General features: G+C 75.0%; 6 protein-coding genes. 3 read left to right on the top strand and 3 right to left on the bottom strand.

Going from position 1 to position 6,190, the window contains the following annotated elements; genetic code table 11:
- From MKK70_RS24455 to MKK70_RS24445, 3 genes are all read right to left on the bottom strand, one after another.
- The coding region (locus tag MKK70_RS24455; RefSeq protein ID WP_243950462.1) for a sugar phosphate nucleotidyltransferase at positions 1 to 365 on the bottom strand (365 nt) is incomplete at its 3' end.
- A 157-nt stretch (positions 366 to 522) separates the two neighbouring features.
- Positions 523 to 2,322, bottom strand: coding sequence for an alkaline phosphatase family protein (locus tag MKK70_RS24450; RefSeq protein WP_243950459.1), 1,800 nt, complete (start codon positions 2,320 to 2,322; stop codon positions 523 to 525).
- 146 nt (positions 2,323 to 2,468) lie between these two features.
- Entirely contained in the window at positions 2,469 to 3,140 is a 672-nt protein-coding gene (locus tag MKK70_RS24445) for a metal ABC transporter permease (RefSeq protein WP_147729579.1), read from the bottom strand.
- A 222-nt stretch (positions 3,141 to 3,362) separates the two neighbouring features.
- Here MKK70_RS24445 and MKK70_RS24440 point away from each other — a divergent pair, with 222 nt between their 5' ends.
- The 3 genes from MKK70_RS24440 to larB are packed head-to-tail and all read left to right on the top strand — an operon-like array spanning position 3,363 to position 6,174.
- Entirely contained in the window at positions 3,363 to 4,670 is a 1,308-nt protein-coding gene (locus MKK70_RS24440) for a LarC family nickel insertion protein (protein WP_243950457.1), read from the top strand.
- Positions 4,667 to 5,497 carry an adenine nucleotide alpha hydrolase gene (locus MKK70_RS24435; RefSeq protein ID WP_243950455.1) on the top strand — a complete coding sequence of 277 codons (831 nt, stop codon included), beginning with the start codon at positions 4,667 to 4,669 and terminating at the stop codon, positions 5,495 to 5,497. The genes MKK70_RS24440 and MKK70_RS24435 overlap by 4 nt, the downstream gene beginning before the upstream one ends.
- Entirely contained in the window at positions 5,494 to 6,174 is a 681-nt protein-coding gene (gene larB / locus MKK70_RS24430; protein WP_243950453.1) for a nickel pincer cofactor biosynthesis protein LarB, read from the top strand. Before MKK70_RS24435 ends, larB begins: the two co-directional genes overlap by 4 nt.
- Positions 6,175 to 6,190 lie beyond the last annotated feature (16 nt).

Below are 6,190 nucleotides of genomic sequence, written 5' to 3'. Positions count from 1 at the left end.
CCGATCACGTGGTCGGCGGCCATGATCAGCACCACCGCCTCCGGGTCTGCCTTGGCCGCGTGCAAGGCCGCCACCGCCACGGCGGCGGCCGAGTCGCGCCCCTCCGGCTCCAGGATGATGTCGGCGGACATCCCGGCCTGGGCCAGCTGCTCGGCGACGATGAAGCGCGACTCGGCTGCCGCGATCACCGCCGGCCGGGCGAAGACCGCCGCGTCGCCCACCCGCCGCGCGGTGGCCTGGAACGTCGATTCCGACGCGTCCACCAGCCGCGCGAACTGCTTCGGCATGCTCTCGCGCGATACCGGCCACAGCCGCGTGCCCGAGCCGCCGCACAGGATCACGGGCAGGATGCGGACGGTGCTCATCGGACGACTCCTGTTCCTGGGACCGGGCCGCACGGCCCGGTCTCGGCGAACCCACGGTAGCGCCCGCGCCGCCGCGAGGCGACTCGATGCCGGTCCGGCCGGCCGCGAATCCGTCGTGATGGCAAACGCCCGGCGTCGGGCGCCTCGGCCGGCGGCCTCACTCCAGCCCGAACGTCCGCCCCGGGAACCCGGCCGCATCGAAGTAGCGCTGGTCCCCGACCTGCTGGAAGCGCAGCACCGTGGTCAGGCCCGCCGGCGACGGTTCCGAGCGGAGCGTGCCGGCCTGCGCCTGCGGCACCGGCGCCTCCCGCATCGCCTCCCGCATCGGGCGGCCGATCAGGCGGCCCTTGGCGGGGATCTCGAGCTTGAGCAGGGCGGCGAGCGTCTGCCCGACATCGGCGTTGCTCACCGGCAGCGGGTCGACGAAGCCGGCCTTGAAGCTCGGGCCGATCGCGGCCATGAAGTTGTGGGTGTCGGCCCGGCTGAAGCTGCCGTGCATGCCCTGGCCCTGCTGCAGCGCCGTGTCGGCGACCTCGACGACGCAGGTCTCCGGGTTGGCGCAGCCGGTGCTGTACGAGCGGAAGTTGACGACGATCGCCGGCGTCGGCGTCGCGGCCTCGCCCTTCAGGTTCACCGCCGAGAGCGGCAGCGTGCCGGGGAAGCGCCCGAGCGCGTCGTCGACGAAGAGGCCGCTGACGTAGTCCTGCGCCAGGAGCGCCGCGATCGTGCGCGCGGCGAGCGCCCTGTCGCCCTTCGGCAGGTAGACGAGGTCCGAGCCGCCGTTGACCGCGACGACGAGGTCCGGCGCCTTCGGGTCGGGGCCGAGCAGCGCGTTGCCGAGCTTCGGCCGCTGGCCGGCGAGGACGGGGGCGGCGCTCGCATCGGGCTCGTGCAGCGGCAGGTCGAGGGCGGCCGCGAGGTCGAGCGCGAGGAAGCCCGGCGGCAGCTGCCCCGCGGGCACGCCGGGAAGCGCGGTCTTCGCGGACGGGCTCGTCGCGCTCTCCTTCGAGATGGTCGAGAAGCCGTGGTCGGCGGCGACGACGATGTCGGTGGTGTCGGCCAGCCCGAGCGCGTCCAGCGCCCGGCGCAGCGCCGCGAGGTTGTCGTCGGCGTTGCGGATGCCGGCCAGCGAGGTCGGCCCGTTGATGCCGGGCACGAGCTTGCCGAGGCTGTCGCCGTGGTTGTGCTGCACGGCGTCCGGGTCGCGCGACCAGTAGACCAGCACGAACGGTTTTCCGCGGGCCTTGAACAGCGGCAGCACGACCTTCGTGGCGACGTCGACGAAGTAGGCCTGCTGCGCGACGTTGGCGACCAGCGTGCCCGGCGTCGTCGCGTCGCCGGCCTTGCCGTTCTCCCCGCGCGAGGGGGCGGCCAGCGGCAGGCCGCCGGCCGCCAGCAGGCCCCGCATCTCGGCGCTGAAGGGGATGCCGCGCGCCGAGCCGGTGTCGTCGTCGACGATGATCGTCGGGGCGCCGTCGCGGCTGGTGTTGTCGAAGTTGAGGGTCGGCCCGAGCTTGCCGATCGCCGCGGTGCTGATCCCGGCCTTGGCGGCGGCCCGCAGCACCGTCTCCTCGTTGAGCCAGTCGCCGTTGAAGAAGCCGTTCATCTCGCCGAGCACCGCATCGTTCTCGACGAAGGGCGTCACCGTCCCGTTCTGCGCCGCGACCGGCTTGCCGACGTAGATCGTGTTCGAGAAGTCGCCGGTGTCGCCGAGGTGGTGGCCGGTCGCCATCGCCGAGCCGTTGGCGGTGGTGAAGGTCGGGAACAGCGAATGGCTGTTGGCGAGGTTCACGCCCTGGTCGCGCAGCGCCGCCATGGCGGGCGCGGTCTCCGGGGTGACCATCCCGGCGCGCATCCCGTCGGGGACGAACAGGATCACGTTGCGGGGGCGCTCGGCCGCCGCGGCGGCGGTGCCGAGCAGGCCGGCGACGATGACGCCGTTGAGGATCGCACGCATCGCCGTCGTCTCCTGAAGCGCCGGCTGGAACGCGGCTCGGGGCCGCTTCTCCCCACGTCCCCATGACGTCCGTGTGACGACGAACGCGGGCGGGGCGGCGGGCGGGTCGGAATCCCCGGCCCGCCCGCGCGATCGGGGCGCGACGCCTACATCGGCGGTGTCAGCCCGTCCTTGCCGACGGCGACCCGGCGGGCGCTCAACGCGCTGCCGTCGCGGGCCGCGGTGACGAAGGCCTTGGCGCCGGGCTTCAGGACCGCCCGGTCGGCCGGCTCGAAGGTCACCACCGGCACCTGGGGCGGCACGACCACCGTCTGCGCGCCGTCCTTGTAGGTCACGGTCAGCGTGCGCTCCCCGCCGCCGGCGGCGCTGGCCGACACGGTGCCGTTGGTCATCGCGCTCTTCACCCGGGGGGCCGGGGCGTCGGCCTTGACCGTGCCATTGGTCATGGCGCTCTTCACCCGGGCGCCGCCGGCGGTGGTGTCGGGGATCGCGTCCCAGCCGTAATGGCCCTCGCCGGTGCCGCGCATGGCTTCGGGGAACAGCACGACCTCGATCGCGGTGCGCGGGCTCTCGCCCTTGGTGGCGGTGCCGATGAAGGTGCCCTCCTTCACGTCGTCGAGGCTGGCCTTGACCACCGAGACGAACTTGGTGTCGTCGCCGAGCGCGATCGTCTCCGACACGCCGTCGATGGTCTTCAGGGTGATCGCGCCGGGCGCGACCGCCTCGATCGTGCCGCGCAGGCGCTCGACGACCGGGGCGGCCTGGGCGCCGCCGATCGACAGGAGGCCGGCGAGGGCGAGAAGCGGGAGGCGTGTCATGAGGGTCCTGTCGTTGGGAAGGCCCGACCATCCGGCACGATCGTCCGAAAGCCTGCGGCTGCGGCCCGACCGCTATCATGCCGGCGCCGGGCCCGGCACCCGCCGGCCGGCGCGGCCATCCGCCTCGCCGGGGCTCGGCCGCGGGGCCTTGCCGCGAAACCTTTCCGGCCGATCTGGTGTTCGAACCGACGGGCCTTTCGCCCGCTCCACCATCGGACAGGCATGCAGATCCACCTCGACGCGGTCGGCGGCATGGCCGGCGACATGTTCGTCGCCGCCCTCCTCGACGCCTTTCCCGAGCACGCCGAGGGCGTGTCGGCGAGCGTCCGCGCGGCGAGCCGGGCGGGCGTCGCCTGCCGCGTGCTGCCGCACAACGACGGCGTGCTCCAGGGCAGCCGCTTCCTGGTCTCCGGGCCCGGCGAGCCCGGTCCCGCGCCGCAGGGCGCGGACCGGCACGCGCACGGCCCCCACGATCACGATCCTGCGCACGGCCCGTCGCACGCCCACGCCCACGCGGGCGACCACGGTCACGATCACCGCCCGTGGTCCGAGATCCGCGTCGCGCTCGAACGCGCCGATCTCGAAGCGGTGGTGCGCGGGCACGCGCTCGCGATCTTCGGCCACCTCGCCGAGGCGGAGGCGCGCGTGCACGGCATCGCGGTCGAGCAGGTGGCGTTCCACGAGGTCGGCGCCTGGGATTCGATCGCCGACATCGTCGCCGCCGCCCACCTCGTCGCCGCGCTCGGCGCCACGCGATGGAGCGTCGGCGCCCTCCCCCTCGGCTCCGGGATGGTGCGCACGCAGCACGGCCTGCTGCCGGTACCGGCCCCGGCGACCGCGCTGCTGCTCGACGGCTTCCCGACCCGCGACGACGGCGTGCCGGGCGAGCGGGTGACGCCCACCGGCGCCGCGATCCTGCGCCATCTCTGCGGCGGGGCCGGATCGGCGCCGAGCGGCCCGCGCCGTCTCGGGCGCTCCGGCGTCGGCTTCGGCACCAGGCGCCTGCCCGGCCTGAGCAATTGCGTGCGGGTGCTCGCCTTCGATGACGCGGCCCCGATGGCGGCGCCGGAGACGCATTCGGACCATCGCACGATCGCGGTGATCGAGTTCGAGGTCGACGACCAGTCCGGCGAGGACTTGGCCATGGGGCTCGACCGCCTGCGGATGCGGGACGACGTGCTCGACGTCGTGCAGATGCCGGTCTTCGGCAAGAAGGGCCGGATGATGGCGCATGTCCGCCTGCTCGCCCGCGCCGACGCCCTCGATGCCGTGGTCGCCGCGTGCTTCTCCGAGACCGCGACGATCGGCCTGCGCCACGCGCTCGTCGCCGGCCGCGCCCTGCCCCGCCGGGCCGCGACCGTCGCGGTCGAAGGCCGGGACGTGCGGGTCAAGCTCGCGGAGCGGCCGGGCGGGCCCACCGCCAAGGCCGAGGCCGACGACGCCCGGTCGCTCGGCGGCCACGCCGCCCGGGCCGCCCTGCGCCGCGAGGCCGAGCGGATCGCCCTCGAGAGGCCGGAGCCGACGTCGTGAGCGCCCTTCCCACCCGGCTCGAGGCCGTCCTGCGCGAGATCGGGTCCGTCGCCGTGGCGGTGAGCGGCGGTGTCGACAGCCTGACGCTGGCGGCGCTCGCCCATCGCGTGCTCGGCGCCGACGCCGCGCTGATGGTGCATGCCGCCTCCCCCGCCGTGCCGGCGGAAGCCACCGACCGCGTCCGCGCCGAGGCGGCGCGCGCCGGCTGGAGCCTGCGGGTGATCGAGGCCGGCGAGTTCTCCGATCCGGCCTATCGCGCCAACCCAGTGAACCGCTGCTTCTTCTGCAAGACCAATCTCTACGGCGCGATCCGCGGCGTCACCGACCGGCCGATGGCCTCGGGCGCCAACCTCGACGACCTCGGCGAGTACCGGCCCGGCCTCGACGCCGCGGCCGGCTACGGCGTCCGCCACCCCTTCGTCGAGGCCGGCCTCGACAAGGCGGCGGTGCGGCGGCTGAGCCGCGATCTCGGCCTCGGCGCGGTGGCCGAGCTGCCCTCCGCCCCCTGCCTGTCGAGCCGGGTCGAGACCGGCATCCGCATCGAGCCGGAGGTGCTGGCCTTCATCCACGCGGTCGAGCGCCGCGTCGGGGCCGCGCTGGCGACCCGGGCGGAGCCGGGCCGCGCCGTGCGTTGCCGCGTGCGCGCCGCGGGGATCGTCGTCGAGCTCGATCCGGCGAGCCTCGCGGCGCTCGATGCCGGCGGCCGGGACGCGCTCGAAGGCTGGATCGCCGCGCAGGCACCGGGACGCCTCGCCGCGAACGCGATCCGCTTCGAGCCCTACCGCACCGGCAGCGCCTTTCTCGTCGGCGGCGGGGCCCGGGCATGAGCGTTTCCGACGAGTTCACCCTGGATTTCGCCCGCGCCGACCGGATCGGCCTCGAGGAGGCGGTGTTCTGCGCCGGCAAGTCCGCCGCGCAGATCGACGCGATCCTCGCTGCCGCGGCCGAGCGGGAGGCGCGCTTCCTCCTGACCCGCCTCGACGCGGACAAGCACGCCGCCCTGCAGGCGGCCCACCGCGCGGCGCTGGATTACTGCCTGGTCTCGCGCACCGCCGTCTTCGGTGCTGCCCGTCCGCTCGAGGGGCCGGCCCGCATCGCCGTGGTCGCGGCCGGCACCTCCGACGTGCCGGTCGCCCGCGAGGCGCTGCGGACGCTGGCCTACCAGGGTTGCGCGGCGACCCTCGTCGCCGATGTCGGCGTCGCCGGCCTGTGGCGGCTGACCCGGCGCCTCGACGAGATCCGCGCGCACCCGGTGGTGATCTGCGTCGCCGGCATGGACGCGGCGCTGCCCAGCGTGCTCGGCGGCCTCGTCGCCGGCGCGGTGATCGGCGTGCCGACCTCGGTCGGCTACGGCGTCGCCGAGGGCGGCCGCACGGCGCTCGACGCGATGCTCGCGAGCTGCGCCCCCGGCCTCGCGGTCGTCAACATCGACAACGGCTACGGCGCGGCCTGCGCCGCCCTGCGCCTGCTCCACACCGCCGAACGCCTCCGGGCGGCCGGCTGAACCGATCCGTCGCCCG

Origin of the sequence: Methylobacterium sp. E-041 (genome assembly GCF_022829665.1) — a bacterium.
Classification (GTDB): domain Bacteria; phylum Pseudomonadota; class Alphaproteobacteria; order Rhizobiales; family Beijerinckiaceae; genus Methylobacterium.
The sequence above is the reverse complement of the archived record's forward strand: the minus strand, read 5'-3'. Positions and strand labels throughout refer to the sequence as shown.